The following is an 18,095-nucleotide window of genomic DNA, read 5'->3' as shown; positions in this document are numbered from 1 at the left end:
GCCTGGCACCGTCGCCGGTCAAGCTCGAGGCCGTGGCCCGTGGCATTCCGGTCTACCAGCCTGAATCACTGAAGGACGAGGCTGCACAGCAGCAGCTGCGCGACCTGCAGCCGGACCTGATGGTGGTGGTGGCCTACGGCCTGATCCTGCCCAAGGCGGTACTGGCGATCCCGACCCACGGCTGCTGGAACGTGCATGCCTCACTGCTGCCACGCTGGCGCGGGGCGGCGCCGATCCAGCGCGCGATCCAGGCCGGTGACGCAAAGACCGGTGTGTGCCTGATGCAGATGGAAGCGGGCCTGGATACCGGCCCGGTGCTGCTGCACCAGGAACTGCCGATCGCTGCCACCGATACCGGTGGCCAGCTGCATGACAAGCTGGCCGAGCTGGGTGCACAGGTCCTGTCCGACGGCCTGGGCCTGCTGCGGGCCGGCATCAAGCCGATCGCGCGGCCGCAGCCGGAGCAGGGCGTGACCTATGCGCACAAGCTGGACAAGGCCGAAGCCCGTCTGGACTGGGCGCAGGGCGCCGATGTGCTGGCGCGTACCGTGCGTGCCTTCAATCCGTGGCCGATCGCCGAAGCGACGCTGGCTGGCGAACGCGTGCGCATCCATGGCGCGGTGGCGCTGGAGGAGGCCCACGGCCAAGCGCCGGGCACGGTGCTGGCGGCCAGCCGCGATGGCATCGACATCGCCTGCGGCCAGGGCGCACTGCGCTTGCGTACGCTGCAGCGCGAAGGCGGCAAGGCGATCACCGCCGCCGACTACCTCAACGCCCGCCGTGATCTGCGCGTGGGAGCATAAGCGGTGTCGAAGCAGAACGATTTCTCCGTGGCCAAGGCGGCGCCGGGCGCGGCCACCCGCATGCTGGCCGCACGTGTGCTGGCACAGGTGTTCACCCGTGGCCGTTCATTGAAGGCCGAACTGGCCTGGGCGCTGCCGAAGCTGGCCGACAGCCGCGATCGTGCCTTGCTGGAAGCGCTGTGCTTTGCGGTGCTGCGTCGCCGCAGTACCTATGACGCTGCCTTGCAGTCGTGGATGCAGAAGCCGCTGTCGGCGCGCGACGCCGATCTGCGCACCCTGTTGATGGTGGGCTTCGCCCAGCTGGACGTTCTGGAACTGCCGGCGCATGCGGCGCTGTCGGCCACGGTCGATGCCGCGCGTGCGCTGGGCCGTGAGCGCCAGGCCGGCCTGGTCAATGCGATCCTGCGCCGCGCGCAGCGCGAAGGTTTCCCGGAGCAGCCGGCGCGCGATGCCTTCCCGGAATGGCTGGCCGATGCGGTGGAACGCGATTGGCCGGCACAGGCCGACGCGATCTTCAGCGCCAGCCTGCAACCGGCACCGTTGTGGCTGCGTGCCAACCGCCAGCACGGCGGCCGTGACAAGGCACTGGCGGCACTGGCCGAGGCGGGCATTGCCGCCGAACCCAGCGCGCTCTGCGCCGATGCACTGCGCCTGGCGGCCCCCGTTGCGGTGAACCAGCTGCCGGGTTTTGCCGACGGTGCACTGTCGGTACAGGACCTGTCGGCGCAATGCGCAGCCGACGCGCTGGCGCCCGCGACCGGCGCCCGCGTGCTGGACGCCTGTGCGGCACCCGGTGGCAAGTCGGCGCACCTGCTGGAACGTGACCCCAGTCTGCGCCTGCTGGCGCTCGATATCGATGCGCGTCGACTCGCGCGCGCCCGCGATACCTACACCCGCACCGGTGTGGGTGAGGGCGCGCAGACCCGGGTGGCCGATGCCAGCGATCCCGGGGCCTGGTGGGATGGCACGCCGTTCGACGCCATCCTGCTGGATGCCCCGTGCTCGGCCACCGGCGTGATCCGCCGCCAGCCGGACGTGATGTTCCACCGCCGCGCCGAGGACATCGATGCGCTGGTCGGCGTGCAGGCCCGCCTGCTGGAGGCCTGCTGGTCGATGCTGCGCCCGGGAGGCGTGCTGCTGTACGCCACCTGTTCGATCCTGCGCGCCGAGAACGTCGATCAGGTGCGAGCCTTCCTGAAGTGGCATCCGGACGCAGCGGCACAGCCTCTGGATGACACATTCGGCCTCGATTGCGAGGGGATTGCGCGCCAGCGCCTGCCGGGTGACAACGATGCTGACGGTTTCTTTTACGCGCGTCTGCTAAAAACAGCCTGACCCCGCTGACGTTCCGAGTCCCATGCTGAAATCCCGCGCGTCGCGCGAGACGTGGTTGTTCGTGGTGATGGCCCTGCTGGTGCTGGGGGCCGGGCTGGGCCTTCGTGATCCGTGGCCGTCGGACGAACCGCGCTTCGCGCTGGTGGCCAAGCAGATGTTCGACAGCGGGCAGTGGCTGTTCCCGCATCGCGGCACCGAGCTGTACTCGGACAAGCCGCCGATGCTGATGTGGTGGCAGGCCACGCTGTACAGCCTGGTCGGGCAGTGGCGCGTGGCCTTCCTGCTGCCGTCGCTGCTGGCGGCCCTGGGCACGCTGTGGTGCGTGGTCGACCTGGGGCGACGCCTGTGGACGCGGCGGGTGGGGCTGTACGCCGGCTGGGCGCTGCTGTTCGCGCTGCAGTTCACCTTCCAGGCGAAGAAGGCGCAGATCGACCCACTGCTGCTGCTGTTCATCACCCTGGCCAACTACGGCCTGCTGCGCCACCTTTTGCTGGGACCAAGCTGGCGCTGGTGGTGGCTGGGCTGGTTCTTTGCTGGCATCGGCGTGATCACCAAGGGCGTGGGGATGCTGGCGCTGCTGATGCTCGTGCCTGCGGCCATCGCCGCGGCGTTGCAGTGGCCACGGGTGGGACTGCATGCGCGCGACGCGCGTTTCTGGCTGGCGCCGCTGGCCTTCCTGCTGGCGGTGTCGTTGTGGCTGGCGCCGATGCTGCTGGCCGGCTTTGCCACCGGCTCGGACGAGTACCTGGCCTACATGGACGACATCCTGTTCCAGCAGACGGCGCGGCGCTACGCCCATTCCTGGGACCATCACCAGCCCGCCTGGTACTTCCTGGCGACGATGCCGCTGATGTGGATCCCGGCGTTCCTGGCCCTGCCCTGGGCGATTCCGGCGTGGCGCCGCCGGCTGCGCCGCCGCGACCCGCGCTACCTGCTGCCGCTGGCCTGGTGGCTGATGGTGGTGCTGTTCTTCTCGATTCCCGCCGGCAAGCGCGATGTGTACATCCTGCCGGCACTGCCGATGTTCTGCCTGGTGCTGGCGCCGCTGTTGCCTGGATTGCTGAGGCGGCGCGATGTGCAGGCCGTGGTGGGGGTGTTCACCGGCCTGCTGTCACTGGGCCTGGCCCTGGCCGGTGCGATGGCGGTGCTGGGCGAGCCGGCCTTCGAGCTGCGCCTGACCCACAGCCGCGGGCTGGCGCCCGGCGCCGTCGACGCACTGGCCTGGACGATCCTGGCGATGGGCGTGTGGGGCGGAGTGAGCCTGCTGGCCTGCGGCCGTCGCCGGCATCTGGCGCTGGTATCGACCCTGGCGATGGTCTGGGTGCTGTACAGCCTGGTCGGCTATCCGCTGCTGAACGATTCCAGTTCCGCCCGCGGCCTGATGCGCACGGTTGGTGACCGTCTGGGACCGGATGCCGAATTGGGGCTGGTGGCCTGGAAGGAGCAGCATCTGCTGTTGGCCGACCGCCCCGCAGCGACCTTCGGTTTCGAGACGGACTGGGACGAGCAGCTGATTGCGGCCACGCGCTGGCAGCGGCTGGCGCCCGGACGCCGCTGGTTGCTGGTGCACGAATACGCGATGCTGTCGTGCGTCGACCGCAACCGTTCTGAACTGGCCGGCGTGGCCAACCGGCGGCGCTGGTGGCTGGTGCCGGCAGCAGCGGTGAAGGTGCCCTGCGTGGTCACTGCAGAGGAGCGCGAACGTGAACGGCGTTTGCAGGAACATGACTAGCCACCACGATTCCAGCTTGTCCAGTCTGCCCAAGCGGGCCCAAAGGCAGTAAAACAGCAGGCTGGGACGGCCTCCGTTGGTCCTTCCCGTTCTTCCCGCAGATTGCAGCGATACTTCCCGACGTGCCAGCTTCACCGGACAACCTGAACCCCATGGCCGACGACCCGCTGGGCGTTCCCGCCGGTGGGCGCCATGGGGCCGCGCATGCGCTGGCCCAGCTGGGCCTGTTCTGCCTGCCGGCACTGGTGCTGACCGTGCCGATCAACCTGCTGCCGTATGGCCTGCTGCTGCTGCTCAGCACGCTGCTTGCGCCGGAGCTGCTGTGGCGCGCGCGCGGCATGGCCGGTCAGCCGGTGAAAGTGCTGGCCTGGCTGATGCTGGCGGTGCTGGCGCTCGGCGTACTGTCGGTGGTGTTGTTCGAGCAGGGCCTGCGTGACGTCGACAACCGCTCGCGATTCGTGGTGATCCCGTGGATCGCGCTCTGGGTCTGCGCGCTGCGTCCCAACCTGCGGTGGCTCTGGTACGGATCATTGACCGGCCTGCTCGCCACCTTCGCGATGTCGCTGTGGCAGGTGCTGGGTGGCGCCCCGCGCGCAGAGTTGTTCACCAACGCCATCGTGCTGGCCGACATCGTGATGGTGTTGATGGTGCTGCTGGTGTTCTGTCGCCCGTCGCGGCGCTGGTCGCTGGTGATCCTCGGCACGGCCGCCGGCTGCGGCACCATCGTGCTGACCGGCAGCCGCGGCGTGTTCGCCGCCCTGCTGGCGCTTCTGGTGGTGCTGGCACTGAGCCTGCGCTGGCGCACCGGTGCGGCGCGCCTGTCGGTGCTGGCCGGCATGCTGGCGATCGGCGCGACCCTGTTGCTGTCGGTGCCGGAGCTGCGTCACCAGGTGCGCCTGAGCGAGCTGCACAGTGACGTGCAGCGGATGGAACTGGGCGACAGTGATTCTTCCGCCGGTGCCCGCGTGGAACGCCTGCAGGTGGCTTGGGAGACCTTCCTCGATCACCCGCTGGTGGGTGTTGGCATCGGTCATTTCGACAGTGCGATGCTGCGCGTGCCGGTCTGTCGGGAGAATCCGGAAGAGTTGCGTTGCCACCTGGGGCATGCACACAACGATGTTGCCGAATGGGCAGCGACCCAGGGCGTACCGGGCCTGCTGCTGTTGCTGGCGGTGTATGGCATCCCGCTGTGGTTGTTCGTGCGCCTGCATCGCCGTAGTGGTCGGTCAACCTTCCGTGGGCCGGCCGCAGCCGGCATCATGCTGGTGATCACCTATGCGCTGTGCGGCCTGACCCAGTCGATGTTCGCGCACCAGATGACGGCCAGTTTCTACGTGACCCTGGTCGGCCTGCTGACCGGCCTGTCGATCGTCGAAGGCGCGCGCCACCGGGCAGTCACCGGGGCGTGATGCATCGGCGCGCCGGGCAGGGCCCGGCGATCAGGGGTTCGGCGGGTCGGCCACGGCCTGGCCGTTGCCCAGCATCCACAGCATGATGGTCTTCTGGCGCACGTAGTTGGCGCGCACATAGGCGTAGACCAGGCCATGCCAGCCGTCGCGGAAGCCGCCACGGAACACGAAGCCGCGCCAGAACCGCCAGGCCGGTGCCAGCACCAGCTTGCCCAGCGTGGCCCGTTTACCGCGCGCGAACTCGTGCTCGGCCATCATCCGCGCGTACTTCTCGGTCTTGGCCAGCTGCTGCTGCAAGGATCGGTAGGGATAGTGGACCAGGTCGCCGCGCAGGGTACCCACACTGCCATCGACGCTGGCGGCCTCGTGAATCTCGCGCTTGCCGCGCCAGCCGCCACGGCGGCGGTCGAACAGGCGCATCACCCGGTCCGGGTAGGCATTGCCATGGCGCAGGAACTTGCCGAAGTACTCCGACAGGCGTGCGAAGCGATAGCCGGCATGGCCAGCGAAGCCACCGTCGCGGGCCTGTTCGATGGCCGCACGCAGTTCCGGGCTGATCCGCTCATCGGCGTCCAGGCACAGCACCCAGTCGTGGCGGGCCTGCTCGACGCAGTACGCCTTCTGGCTGCGGAAGCCGTCGAACGGGCGCTGCAGCACGCGGGCGCCTGCGGCCTCGGCGATGGCCACGGTGGCATCGGTGGAGTAGGAGTCCACGACGACGATCTCATCGCAGAAGGCCAGTGAGGCCAGGCAGTCGCCGATGCGGCCGGCCTCGTTGAACGCGATAATGCAGGCCGAGATGCGAGGCCGTTCGATGGGAGCGGTCGTGGAGGACATGATGGCCGGGTACCTGTTGTTTGCGACGGAGCGCTATGCGCTGCCTATTCTCGCCCCGTTGGCGCAGGCCTTGCACGCCTCCGGGCAGGAGGTGGCAGCCTGGTTCGAGGGCGGCGCGGCCGGCAGCCAGCTGCCGGGAGTGCCCAACATCGGCCTCAAGCAGGCGCTGGCAATGCGGCCGCGGGCGGTGTTCAGCGCCGCCAACTGGGTGCCGACCTTCCTTTCGGGAGCCAAGGTGCAGCTGTTCCATGGCTTCAACGTGGAGAAGCGGGACAGTGCGCGCGGCCACTTCCGGGTGCGCGGCATGTTCGACCTGTACTGCACGCAGGGGCCGGCCACCACCGGGCCGTTCCGCGAGATCGCGGCCCTGCAGGGCCACTTCGCGGTGGCCGAGACCGGCTGGCCGAAGCTGGATCCGCTGTTCCGCGACGATGGTGGCGAGAGCGCCGCGCTGCGCGCCGCCGCTGGAGGACGCCCGGTGATCCTGTTCGGTTCGACCTTCACCGAACGCCTGAGCGCAGCCCCGCACCTGCATGCGCAGATTGCTGCCGACATCGCCGAGGGCAAGCGCTACTGGCTGCTGACCCTGCACCCGAAGTGCCCACCGAAATTGTTCGAACGCTACCGCGCGCTGGCCGGTGCCAATGCGCGCTTCGTCGAGCCGGAGCAGGTGATGGCTGCACAGCGCGCCGCCGATGTGCTGGTGTCCGATACGTCCTCGATCGTTTCGGAGTTCATCGTCCAGCACAAGCCGGTGGTGACCTTCCGCAACCGGGTGCCCAAGCCGCACATGATCGACTTCGACGACCCGGTGCAGCTGCCGGCGATGCTGCAGCGCGCGCTGCATCCCGACGCCGCGCTGCAGACGGAGATCGTGCGCTACGCCGATGCCATCCATCCGTACCGCGATGGCCTGTCCAGCGAGCGCGTGATTGCGGCTACCGAGGATTTCCTGTCCGGTGAAATGGGCGTGCTGCGGCGCAAGCCGTTCGGGAGCTGGGTGCGCGACCTGCAGATCCGCAAGGACCTGGGGTATTGGGGGCCGTCGCAGCGGTAAGCCGAGCGTGGGCTCGGCTCTACAGTAGATCCACGCCATGCGTGGATGCGCGACCCCAGGCCGCGGTAGTGCCGGCCAGCGGCCGGCACTGCCTACCAGCGCAGCTTGCGCCGCGCCAGCGCGGCCGCCAGTTGATCCATCACCTGTTGCGCCTGCGCCTGCGGCAGGTAGTGCAGGATCAACGCCACATCACCATGCGCGCCGGCGGTATCCAGCTGCAGGCTGCTGGTGCCCAACAGCTTGTCCAGTGGCGAGCGCAGCAGGCGCAGGCCCTGCACCTTGTCCAGCTCGGCCCAGCGCCACCAGCGCTTCCACCAACCGCCGCGCACGGCGACGTAGTGGTCATCCAGATACCAGCCCATGCGCGCCATCTGCCGGTGGGCCACCAGCAGCGCCAGCGGCAACCAGGCCAGCACGATCAGGCCCCATGATCCCCAGCGCCAGTACGCGGCTGCGGCCAGCACGGGGACCAGCAGCAGCGCACCCAGGCACAGCCGCCACCAGCCACGCTGGGGAATGGACTGCCACTGCGCCGGTGGCCACTGCAGTTGTGGCAGCAGGTGCTGCACCAGCTGCTCGCAGCGCATTGCCGGGGCCAGCGGTGCCAGCTCGCGCAGGGCGCGGTCCTGGTCCCGCGAAGGGCCGCCGGCGGCGCTGTCGATGCGCAGCTGGCGCAGGCCGAACCAGCGATGCAGGGTGGTTTCGTGCAGCGTCCAGGCCTGGATGCGGCGACGCGCGACACTGCTGCGGGTTCGGCTGACCAGGCCAGCCGAGACGGTCAGCCGGCGATCCTGCTCGCTGAGAGTGAAGCCGTGATAGCGCAGCAGGGTCAGCACCACCGACAACGCCCGCAGCGCCAGCCAGCCCAGCAGCAGGGCTGCGGCCAGCAGCAGGAAGGCGCCGGCCACGCCGGGATGCAGGTGGCTTGCGTAGCCGAAGGCCTCCCTGCCACCACGCTGGATGGCCGCGTCCATCACCGGCCGCGGCACGGTCTGGAACAGCACGCCGAAGGCGGCGATCGCCAGTGCCCATCCGCGGTTGGAGAGCAGGCCCATGCGCACCACGTCCCAGCTCGACAGGCGCAGCAGCACCTGTTCGGTGTCGGTCCCGGTGATCGAGGGCGTGGCGACGACGTCGGCGGGCTGCGGTGCCTGCCCACGCTGGCGCACCAGCCGTTCCAGCGCCAGCGCCTGGTCCAGCCTCAGTACCCGCATCTCGGCTTCCGGCCGCACGCCGCCGGCCGATTCCAGGCGCAGCTCGGCCACACCGAACAGCCGGTGCAGCGGGTTCTGCCGCACTTCCACGTTGTGGATGCGGGCGAACGGGATCTCGCGGCGGTTGCGCGCCAGCAGCCCGCTGCGCACGGTGATGGCATCGCTGCCGATGCGGTAGCGGTAGCTGAGGTACTGCAGCACCGAGACCAGCACCAGTGCCGCGATCGCCGACAGTGGAATCAACTGCGCCCACATCGGGTCGCGCTCGCCACGCTGGCCGAACACCAGCAGCGCGACCAGCGGCAGGAAGTAGTGGCGCAGCTGCATCAGCAGTACGAACAGCCACGACCACGGGTGCAGGCGATGGTCCTCGCCACCGGCAGGCAGCGATGCGGGCAGGGACGGCGGCAGGCTCACAGGGCGTCGGCGTCCTGGTCGAGCTGGTGCGAGAGGGTGTCGCGCAGGCGCTCGGCGTCGGCTTCATCCAGGCCGTTGACGGTGACCGCGCTCATGCGGGTACCGGCAGTGTGCACGATCAGCGTGGCCAGGCCGGCGCGGCGCTCCAACGGGCCCCGGCGCAGGTCCAGGTGTTGTACGCGCGATATGGGAATGCGGGTTTCCAGCTGCCACATCAGGTCGCGGCGCAGGCCCAGGCCCTGGTCATCCAGGCGCCAGCGGGTGCGGGTCAGTCGCCGGCGGCCGAGCCAGGCGCCGAAGAGGATGCCGATCAGCAGCCCCAGGGCGGCAGTCCACAGGCCGCCGGGCAGATCGAAGAACCAGGCAGCTGCGGCCAGTGGCAGACCCGGCACGAACATTCCGCCGAAGGCGCCTTCCAGTGCGGCCAGGCGGGCGGCACGTTGCGGCAGCGACTGCCAGGCATCGGTGGGCGGGGCGATGGGGGCGACGTCGGTCACGCGGGCTCCGTCAGGTGGCAGGGCGAGCGGCGGCGGTGGCCGCACCGCGCAGACGGTAGCAGGTCGGCTGCGTTACTGGGCAGCCTGGATCAGCGCATCGACATCCAGCAGGTGGCCAGCACGATCGGCCTTGGTGCGCAGGTAGTGTTCGTTTTCGGCGGTGATCTCGCCGGTGACCGGAATGCAGTCCAGCACCTCGATGCCGGCATTGCGCAGGCGCTGTGCCTTGGTCGGGTTGTTGCTGAGCAGAGCCACGCGCGAAATGCCCAGGCCATGCAGCATCGCCACCGCACTGCCGTAGCGGCGTTCGTCGGCACCGAAGCCCAGCTGTGCATCGGCGTCGATGGTGTCCAGGCCGTCGTGCTGGTAGCCGTAGGCGCGCATCTTGGCGGCGATGCCGGTGCCGCGGCCTTCCTGGTCCAGGTACAGCAGCACGCCGCCGCCCAGTTCCTTCAGCTTGCGCAGCCCGCGCCGCAGCTGGTCGCCGCAGTCGCACTTGAGCGAGCCGAACAGGTCGCCGGTCAGGCACGAGGAGTGCACGCGTACCGGTACCACCGACGACAGGTCCGGTTCGCCGACGATGATCGCGACCTGGTCGCGCTGGGCCACGCCGCCGCGGAACACCGCGAAGGTGGTCATGCCGACGTCGCGCAGCGGTACCGGCGAACGCGCCACCAGTTCGTAGTCGTGGGCCGCATGTGCTGCGCCTTCGGCCAGGTCGCACAGGGCCACCTCGGCGGCACCGTCGAAAGTGTGGTCATCCACGTCCAGGCGCACCGCGACCATCGCCGGCAGCAGCAGGCCCAGGCGGGCCAGCTCGACCGCGCCGGCATCGAAGGCGTCGCCGGCTGCCCAGCCGTCGGGCATCGGGCCGGGCTCGCGCAGGTAACCCAGCGAGGGCAGGGTATCGAAGGCAATGCCAGCCAGCGGCAGGCGCGCGCCTTCCGGTGCTTCCACGCCGAGCACGCGGGCGCGGGTCGCGGTCAGGAACAGGTAGTGGCGCTCGCGCGCGGCACCGGCGAACGTGGCAAAGCTGCTGGCAGTGGCGCTGTCCAGTGCAATCACCGCCAGGCGCTGGCCCTGGCCATCGTGGAGCAGTACCGGGCGACCGGCACGCAGTTCGGCCACCGCGCGTTCGCAGCGGATCGCGGCGGGATCGCCGAACAGGGAAGAGGCAGCAGGCATGGCAGGACCGGGGGAGGCGGACATCGCAGTCTCTATGGGGGCGACGGCGTCGTATTCAACGTGGTGCGGCCGCCGGTCGCAGGGGCCGGACGGGCCCGCGTGGTGCGACCGTCAGTGCGGATGCTCTTCGGTCGCGTACGGGTCTTCCTCGCCGCTGCCCGGTGGCCGCAGCGTATAGCGCTTGTAGGTCCATTGGTACTGCGTCGGGTCGCGGCGGGCGATGCGCTCGATGCCGGCGTTGAGCGCGGTGGCCGCCACCTGCGGGTCCGGGTCGGCCACGGCCGGGTCGGTCGGCTCGATGTGCAGGGCGAATTCCATGTCCGGCCCAACGCGCTCGCACCAGCCATACAGCACGGTGGCGCCGGTGCGCTCGGCCAGCCGGTTGACCAGGGTCATGGTCAGTGCCTGCACGCCGAAGAACGGCACGAACACGCCGTCGCCGGCCTTGGGTTGCTGGTCGGGCAGGATGCCGGTGGCACCACCGTCCTTGAGCACCTTGAACAGCTGGCGCACGGCGGGACCCTCGGCGCGCACCTGCTGCACGTTCTGACCGCCCCGCACCAGCTGCAGGAAGGCGTCGCTGGCCTCGTCCTCCGGTGGCTTGTAGACGATGGCGATGTGCCCGCGCGAGGCCAGCCACTGGTTCAGCAGCTCCCAGTTGCCGAAGTGGGGTGCGGCCACGATCACGCCCTTGCCGCTGGCCAGGGCCGCGTCGTACAGGGATTCGCCGTGGCGCTGCTTCAGGTGCAGGCGCAGGTTGTCGGCCGGCCTCTGGCTCCAGAGCCGCAGCGTCTCGATGGCCTGCAGGGCGGTGGAGCGCAGCAGCTCGCGGTGCAGGCGGTCGCGCGCCGGACCGTCCAGTTCCGGGTAGGCCAGTTCCAGGTTGCGCCGGGTGACGCGGCTCTCGCGAGCGTTGAGACGGACCCACGTCCACGCCAGGGCATGCGCGAACGCCCGCAACACTGGCCAGGGCAGGCGGGCGAACAGGGTGGTGGCGCGGTAGACCAGCCGGGCTTTGCGTTGCGGATTCATCGGCGCCAGTTTAGCCAAGGGCGCTGCTATCGTGGCCGGCCCTGTTCATTGGAAGCCCACGATGCTCGTCCTGATCCAGCGCGTCAGCCAGGCCGCCGTCCATGTCGACCAGGAAGTGGTGGGGCAGATCGGCCCCGGCCTGCTGGCCCTGGTCGGCATGGAACCGGGCGATACCGAGGCCCAGCTGCGACGGATGGCCGAGCGCCTGCTGGGCTACCGGGTGTTCGCCGACGAGGCCGGGAAGATGAACCGGTCGCTGCGCGACACCGGCGGCGGCCTGCTGCTGGTCAGCCAGTTCACCCTGGCCGCCGATACCCGTTCGGGCATGCGCCCCAGCTTCACGACGGCCGCACCGCCGGACGAGGCTGAACGCGGGTTCAATCGATTTGTCGAGATCTGTCGTGAAAATCACGCGCCGGGGGTGGAAACGGGCCGATTTGGCGCCCATATGGTCGTCAGCCTGGTCAATGACGGTCCCGTGACCTTCCTTCTCAGGCCCTGAGCCTGCGGGACCACCGCCCGGCAGGCGGGGCCCCGGGCTGGTATAATGCTACGTTCCCTATTTCTCCCTAGCCGGTGGCGCGAGCACTACATGGCCAACGAACGTCCTGCCCAATCCGAAATCAAGCAACTGATCAGCAAGGGCCTGGAACAGGGCTACCTGACCTACGCCGAAGTCAATGACCATCTGCCGGACGACATGGTCGACCCGGAACAGATCGAAGACATCATCGGCATGATCAACGGCATGGGCATCGATGTCCATGAAGTTGCGCCGGATGTGGAAACCCTGCTTCTCAACGATGGCAACACCGGCAACCGCGAAGTCGATGACACCGCGGCTGAAGAAGCTGCCGCCGCGCTGAGCGCGCTCGACACCGAAGGTGGCCGTACCACCGACCCGGTGCGCATGTACATGCGCGAAATGGGCACCGTCGAGCTGCTGACCCGCGAAGGCGAAATCGCCATCGCCAAGCGCATCGAGGAAGGCCTTTCGCAGGTCCAGGCGGCCCTGGGCCAGTTCCCGGTTTCGGTCGAGTCGCTGCTGAACGACTACGAAGCCCACAAGGAAGGCAAGAAGCGCCTGGCCGAAGTGATCGTCGGCTTCAACGACCTGGTCGACGAAGAGCCGGCACCGCCGGCGGTCGTTGCCGATGACAGCGCCGATGCGGACGCCGAAGGCGACGAGGACGAGGACGACGATGTCGACGGTGGCGATGAAGAAGCCGCACCGACCGGTCCGGATCCGGAGGAAGTCGCCGCGCGCATGCAGGCACTGAGCGATGCCTTCAACGCTTTCAAGAAGGCCGCAACCAAGGGCGACAAGAAGAACCTGCCGCGCCTGCGCGAAGAGATGTCGGCGGTGTTCGTCACCCTGAAGCTGCCGCTGCCGCTGACCGACGTGCTGACCAAGCAGCTGCGCGACACCATGGCCGACATCAAGTCGCATGAGCGCCGTGTGCTGAACCTGGCCACCGTCACCGCGCGCATGCCGCGCAAGGACTTCATCCGTTCCTGGGAAGGCAACCAGACCAACCTGGAGTGGGTGGAAGACGCACTGAAGCGCAAGCAGAAGTGGTCGTCGGCCCTGCGCGAAGTGAAGGACCAGATCATCGCCGAACAGCAGGCGACGATCGACATCGAGAAGCTGACCCAGCTGGACCTGGAAGAGCTGAAGGAAATCAGCCGTGCCATGGCCTACGGCGAAGCCAAGGCGCGCAAGGCCAAGAAGGAAATGGTCGAGGCCAACCTGCGCCTGGTGATCTCGATTGCCAAGAAGTACACCAACCGTGGCCTGCAGTTCCTCGACCTGATCCAGGAAGGCAACATCGGCCTGATGAAGGCCGTGGACAAGTTCGAGTACCGCCGCGGCTACAAGTTCTCGACCTACGCCACCTGGTGGATCCGCCAGGCGATCACCCGCTCGATCGCCGACCAGGCGCGCACCATCCGTATCCCGGTGCACATGATCGAGACGATCAACAAGTTGAACCGCATTTCCCGCCAGATGCTCCAGCAGTACGGCCGCGAGGCTACGCCGGAGGAGCTGGCCAAGGAAATGGACATGCCGGAAGACAAGATCCGCAAGGTGATGAAGATCGCCAAGGAGCCGATCTCGATGGAAACCCCGATCGGCGACGACGAGGATTCCCATCTGGGCGACTTCATCGAGGACACCAACGTGGAGTCCCCGATCGAGAACACCACCAACATCAACTTGTCCGAAACCGTTCGCGACGTGCTGGCCGGCCTCACCCCGAGGGAAGCCAAGGTGCTGCGCATGCGCTTCGGCATCGACATGAACACCGACCACACGCTGGAAGAGGTCGGCAAGCAGTTCGACGTGACCCGCGAGCGCATCCGCCAGATCGAAGCGAAGGCCCTGCGCAAGCTGCGTCACCCGAGCCGTTCGGAGCAGCTGCGCAGCTTCCTGGATATCGATTGATAGCCAGCGGCTGTTGAAGCGTTGAGAGAAACCCCGCCTGGTGCGGGGTTTTTCTTTGGTCGTCCCGGCCATGCCGGTCGGATCCTGACGATGTCACGTCTGCCATTTGATTACTTCCTGCGGTAGCCGCACGCTGACCGTGCAGATGCTCAACACATCGCGTAGGCAGGCCGGTCTCAATCGGCGCTGATGCAAGCGCGCAGCAGGTCACGTACATCACATACGGCCCGCTGCACTGATTCGTCATGCATTTGGAGTGAGGCCATGAATGATGTGGAGCACGATCTGTCTGATTCCCGGCAGACTGATTTTCCGTCGCTGCTTGATTGGGATGAGGTGATGCAGGATGAGCGTGAGGATCGGCTGGGGTTTGCCCGCCGCACGACGTATGCGTTGCTGACGCTGTCTGGTGCGGAACTGGTCGAGGGCTTTGACGGCGGCAACCATAAGGCACTGGAAGAGGCCAGAAGGACGGTGGCGCTGTTCCAGGCACACCTGCGGCGGCAGGCGTGGTTCGTGGAAGCGGCGGAGAAACGGTTGGGGCGTGTTGCTGAGGCTCTTGCTGCTGCCGGGTAGCCGATCGAGCGTGGCCTCCACTACACTGTGGCGCTGCGCAGGGCCTATAGCTCAACGGTTAGAGCAGGGGACTCATAATCCCTTGGTTCCAGGTTCGAATCCTGGTGGGCCCACCATAAAAAAACAGGCACTTAGGCTTATGTTCCTGCAGGCATAAGTTGGCCGTTGTGGACAACTTATGATGGTAAAACGACCATAAGACGCCCCTTTCGCGGGATGATCGCGGAGTTCGGACTCACTGAGCCGGGATGAGGTTGTGATAAGACTCAGGCCAACTGCTGGTTGGACATGGCCGAGACAGCCCGAGAAGCCGGTGATCGGCCCAACGCGGCAAGATCAAGATGGGGTGTTTAAGGCCCCGCCGTCCCTATGGGGTCGCGGGTGTCGTCATTGACGCCAGCTCGGCGCGGATACGAGCCAATACGGCATCGCGCAACTCCCCAACGCGCCGTCCATCAACGGCCGCTGCATAAAGATCGTCATCCCGGCATGAAACAGGCAGGCCTTCTAGGCGGAGCGAAGCCGTGGCCTCAATCAGTGCCTGTTGGCGCTGAGCCTTGCTGATCATGGGTACCTCCTGCCGAGGTCCAATTATACCGCAGACCATCTGATAGCCTTGCGCTGTGGCCGTTGTAGGGTGTTTTCGACAGCGCCCTAGGCGGGGGCGTGACTCTAGCTGAACGGCCGAGGTATGGAGGCGAGATGAGTGAAGCTGAGGCGTTCGTTCAACGATTGAGCGAAAAAGAGGAACCCGGGCGGCAGGATTATGAGGAGGCTCTTGGATGTTTAGATGAGGCCGTGTGCGAGGCGGTAGCTGTCGGACAGGCCCAAGCCGGGAGGATGGCGGGACCCTGCATGGGATACGCGACCTATGTCTTCGCCCGCATGTGTGCCCACGGTACGGCCGCTGTACGTGCCGCGCCGCTGTCCCGGTGGGTTGAAAGTGACCATGCTCAATGGGGATTTCATGCGATTGCATGCCATGCTCGTGCGATCTTGGAAGGAAACCTCTTCTTCCACTACCTCATATCTCCGACCAATGAGGATCTTGAAGAAGGCCGTGCGCGGATCACGCTGCTACAACTCAACGACTGCTGCAGTCGCGTCAAGATGTTCGTGGACGATCCGGAGCAACTACAAGCGTTTGAGCGGCAGAGGGATGAACTAATCGCGCGCTTGAAAACCATTCCCTTCTTTCAACATCTGGCCCAACAAGTTCAGTCACAGTGTCTGTCTGGTAAGAAGGCTTGGTTCTTGGACCGGGCCCAGCTGGTGGAAATGGTTGGAATGAAGAAGGCGCAGTTCGACGTAATCTGGGATCTGTGGTCACAACACTCCCACATCCACCCTATGTCGTTCTACCGAATGGAGGCCAACGGTCGTGGCTCAGGCTTAGACAATGCCGCGGATCGCAGCTACTTGATTACCGCGATGCTCATCTGCGCTGAAATACTAAAGGTGGCCACCGACAGGATGGTGGAAGCCTTTCCCGATGTAGCAAACGTGCGCCAGGGCTTAGATTCCAAGTTCAGCCCTGGTCCTAAGAGCAATAGGCCGAAGTAGCCCAGTGCGGAGCGCGAGGCCTCCAGCCATGAAGCGACCGAGATAGTGTGCGCGGGTGAACTGAACGTGGGAGATGTCACTGGGGCTGAGGGAACTATGGCCGCGTTCGCGCATTTGATGTTCTTGCTCTGGTTGATGAGTTGAACTAAAAGCTGATCTTTGAAGCCAACTAAGAGGCGATAGGAACAACTGCAGATATGGCCGGTAGACGGAGCAAGACACAGCGAATTAGACATGGTTACTGCAAACTGACCGGAAAGCCCGGGCGTTTCGTCAAGTCGCACATCATTCCACAGGCGTTGACGAAGATCAGCGCACGAGGGGTCCCTTTCTTTCAGTACGGGGAGGGCACGAGGCCTACTCAGCGCTGCAGTAGCTGGTATGACCAAGGTCTTGTCATACGCGAGGGAGAGGACATTTTGTCCGAAATTGACACCCGGGCGATTGAGGCATTGAGGGAGCATCGCCTTGTATGGAGTAGTTGGGGCGAGGCAACGACGCTCGGCAGCTTACATGACGTGATTCAGGATCCCTTTGGGTTCAGGCAGGTCTACACGGATACGAAGATGTTGCGTATCTTCTTCTTGAGTCTGCTCTGGCGAGCTGCGGAGAGCCAGCTCAGCGAGTTCAAGGAGATTGAACTTCCCGCTGCAGATTCTGAGGTGATCCGTAAAGCCCTGGTGGACGGACTGGAGCCACCAATGAGCTTCTATCCAATACAGCTGACTCAGTTATCTACGTTGGGGCCGGTGCACAATCATGCTCCAAGACGGGATGTCAAATACTTGCCTTGTGCTGATGGTGTTGAGCGCCCGATAGACATGTACCGATTCTACTTCGACGGGCTAATCGCTCATATCATGCTTCCCACACTTAACAGCGTCGAGATTGGGGATCTAGGCGCACTTGTTCTGGGAGGAGAATCTTCTGTAGTTCTCTCCACCGTGACGTTTGAGAAATCAGCACAACGGAGAGATATGGCCGCCATCCTCAGAGAGTACGATCTTCACGAGGGCTTCTTACGACAGTGAGACTTCTCGCTCCTGCCCTAAGAGGCAGATGAAACGGCCTAGTTGACGCGAGCGGCCACGTCATCGCTTTTCCGCTGATAGTACTTTTCGCACGACATGCAACGGCGCACCTGATAGTTCGGCAGCCACGCGGGTGAGAGCCCTGATAGACGGGTGTTCTGTGCCTGGTAGCAGGGATCTAATTGCCATTGCTGCCGCCAACGTCTGCCGCTCCTTCTCGGCGTTCTTCCACTCACGATGCAGGGCACTGAGCTGTCTGGTAAGCCATGGGAAGCTGTTGCTGGCGGCAGTGACGCTGTAGTCCCGGCTGCGGCAGAACTGAGCTGTAGAAGGGTAGGGCGGGTCGGATGCGATAACAGCCTCCAGTTCCTTCCGAAACCATGCGGTACGATCTGCTCGCAAGTGAGAACTCGGTCTGCGTATCTTCCGCGGTGACGCCTTGCCAATTTCCAATCCAGATTGGGCTGCTGCCGAAGCTGGCGAGGTCATCAGTTGCACGATGTCCACACCAAAGTGAGTAGCTACTGCAATCAACGACGTCAGCTGCGGAAGAATCGGGCAGTGCCTCGTGTGGAAGATGTCGCCAAGATGCTTTCCCCAATCCTTGGCAGGACTGCTGACGTTGTTAAGAAATACCTGCAGCGAACCCGAGGCCGCTCCACGAACCTCTCCCAATCGGAGGATCAGTTGCTCTGTCTGCTCCTCACCGAATAGCGGTCGGGGCGAATAGTCTCCGATTGACGTGAGGTTGGATAGGCTTTGACCGCAGGTACCGCATTGGTCTAGCTCGACCTTGCTGCTGTCTTTGGTTTGACCTGAATCACAGTGAGGGCATTTGCGTCGAAGCCGCAGCTTATGAAGACTGCAGCGTTCGACGCCTTGTACTCGCCACAGCAAGCGATCATAGGGTGGCCTGCCGGCTTCACGATCACCCTTGAGACAGGCAGGGCACCAGCATCTT

At 65.9% G+C, this 18,095-nt stretch carries 16 protein-coding genes and 1 tRNA gene; 11 read left to right on the top strand and 6 right to left on the bottom strand.

Annotation, left to right across the window (positions count from 1 at the left end):
• From fmt to N5E02_RS05905, 4 genes are all read left to right on the top strand, one after another.
• The coding region (gene fmt, locus N5E02_RS05920) for a methionyl-tRNA formyltransferase (protein WP_279946049.1) at nt 1–803 on the top strand (803 nt) is incomplete at its 5' end.
• A gap of 3 nt (nt 804–806) precedes the next feature.
• The gene (gene rsmB, locus N5E02_RS05915; RefSeq protein ID WP_065196856.1) at nt 807–2,138 is read left to right on the top strand and encodes a 16S rRNA (cytosine(967)-C(5))-methyltransferase RsmB; all 1,332 of its coding nucleotides are present in this window, start codon (nt 807–809) and stop codon (nt 2,136–2,138) included.
• A gap of 22 nt (nt 2,139–2,160) precedes the next feature.
• Nucleotides 2,161–3,870, top strand: coding sequence for a glycosyltransferase family 39 protein (locus N5E02_RS05910; protein ID WP_065178796.1), 1,710 nt, complete (start codon nt 2,161–2,163; stop codon nt 3,868–3,870).
• 152 nt (nt 3,871–4,022) lie between these two features.
• Nucleotides 4,023–5,279, top strand: coding sequence for an O-antigen ligase (locus N5E02_RS05905; protein WP_279946046.1), 1,257 nt, complete (start codon nt 4,023–4,025; stop codon nt 5,277–5,279).
• A gap of 30 nt (nt 5,280–5,309) precedes the next feature.
• Here the strand turns inward: N5E02_RS05905 and N5E02_RS05900 are convergent, their stop codons facing one another.
• A complete protein-coding gene (locus N5E02_RS05900) occupies nt 5,310–6,116 on the bottom strand; it encodes a glycosyltransferase family 2 protein (RefSeq protein WP_065178794.1) in 807 nt (268 codons plus the stop codon).
• Here N5E02_RS05900 and N5E02_RS05895 point away from each other — a divergent pair.
• Nucleotides 6,115–7,173, top strand: a complete 1,059-nt coding sequence (locus N5E02_RS05895) for a CDP-glycerol glycerophosphotransferase family protein (protein ID WP_279946043.1) — start codon at nt 6,115–6,117, stop codon at nt 7,171–7,173. The two genes, N5E02_RS05900 and N5E02_RS05895, sit on opposite strands and share 2 nt — an antisense overlap.
• Before the next feature lie 92 nt (nt 7,174–7,265).
• Here the strand turns inward: N5E02_RS05895 and N5E02_RS05890 are convergent, their stop codons facing one another.
• The 4 genes from N5E02_RS05890 to N5E02_RS05875 all read right to left on the bottom strand — a co-directional run bounded on the left by N5E02_RS05890 (nt 7,266) and on the right by N5E02_RS05875 (nt 11,518).
• Entirely contained in the window at nt 7,266–8,804 is a 1,539-nt protein-coding gene (locus tag N5E02_RS05890) for a PH domain-containing protein (protein WP_279946042.1), read from the bottom strand.
• A complete protein-coding gene (locus N5E02_RS05885; RefSeq protein WP_235649065.1) occupies nt 8,801–9,301 on the bottom strand; it encodes a PH domain-containing protein in 501 nt (166 codons plus the stop codon). The genes N5E02_RS05890 and N5E02_RS05885 overlap by 4 nt, the downstream gene beginning before the upstream one ends.
• A 72-nt stretch (nt 9,302–9,373) precedes the next feature.
• Nucleotides 9,374–10,510, bottom strand: coding sequence for a GTP cyclohydrolase II RibA (ribA, locus tag N5E02_RS05880; protein WP_053496995.1), 1,137 nt, complete (start codon nt 10,508–10,510; stop codon nt 9,374–9,376).
• Nucleotides 10,511–10,597: 87 nt separating this feature from the next.
• Complete coding sequence (locus tag N5E02_RS05875) at nt 10,598–11,518, bottom strand: lauroyl acyltransferase (RefSeq protein ID WP_095378158.1); 921 nt, start codon at nt 11,516–11,518, stop codon at nt 10,598–10,600.
• A gap of 61 nt (nt 11,519–11,579) precedes the next feature.
• Between N5E02_RS05875 and dtd the strand changes: the two genes are divergently transcribed.
• The 4 genes from dtd to N5E02_RS05855 all read left to right on the top strand — a co-directional run bounded on the left by dtd (nt 11,580) and on the right by N5E02_RS05855 (nt 14,656).
• Nucleotides 11,580–12,020 (top strand): D-aminoacyl-tRNA deacylase, encoded by a 441-nt coding sequence (gene dtd / locus N5E02_RS05870; RefSeq protein WP_005419588.1) that lies wholly within the window; start codon nt 11,580–11,582, stop codon nt 12,018–12,020.
• Between the two features lie 90 nt (nt 12,021–12,110).
• The gene (rpoD, locus tag N5E02_RS05865) at nt 12,111–13,964 is read left to right on the top strand and encodes an RNA polymerase sigma factor RpoD (protein ID WP_005419586.1); all 1,854 of its coding nucleotides are present in this window, start codon (nt 12,111–12,113) and stop codon (nt 13,962–13,964) included.
• A gap of 264 nt (nt 13,965–14,228) precedes the next feature.
• Nucleotides 14,229–14,540 carry a hypothetical protein gene (locus N5E02_RS05860; RefSeq protein WP_139727781.1) on the top strand — a complete coding sequence of 104 codons (312 nt, stop codon included), beginning with the start codon at nt 14,229–14,231 and terminating at the stop codon, nt 14,538–14,540.
• Nucleotides 14,541–14,580: 40 nt separating this feature from the next.
• Nucleotides 14,581–14,656 (top strand) — tRNA-Ile (locus N5E02_RS05855).
• Nucleotides 14,657–14,907: 251 nt separating this feature from the next.
• Here the strand turns inward: N5E02_RS05855 and N5E02_RS05850 are convergent.
• Nucleotides 14,908–15,108, bottom strand: coding sequence for a hypothetical protein (locus tag N5E02_RS05850; RefSeq protein WP_279946040.1), 201 nt, complete (start codon nt 15,106–15,108; stop codon nt 14,908–14,910).
• A gap of 134 nt (nt 15,109–15,242) precedes the next feature.
• On the opposite strand from N5E02_RS05850, the gene N5E02_RS05845 reads away from it, so the two are divergent.
• Nucleotides 15,243–16,103, top strand: a complete 861-nt coding sequence (locus N5E02_RS05845; RefSeq protein ID WP_279946039.1) for a hypothetical protein — start codon at nt 15,243–15,245, stop codon at nt 16,101–16,103.
• A gap of 419 nt (nt 16,104–16,522) precedes the next feature.
• Complete coding sequence (locus N5E02_RS05840) at nt 16,523–17,134, top strand: hypothetical protein (protein ID WP_279946038.1); 612 nt, start codon at nt 16,523–16,525, stop codon at nt 17,132–17,134.
• The last annotated feature ends 961 nt before the right edge of the window (nt 17,135–18,095 follow it).

Origin of the sequence: Stenotrophomonas sp. GD03777 (assembly GCF_029842485.1) — a bacterium.
GTDB classification, from domain to species: domain Bacteria; phylum Pseudomonadota; class Gammaproteobacteria; order Xanthomonadales; family Xanthomonadaceae; genus Stenotrophomonas; species Stenotrophomonas sepilia.
This window is presented reverse-complemented; position numbering and strand designations above follow the sequence as displayed.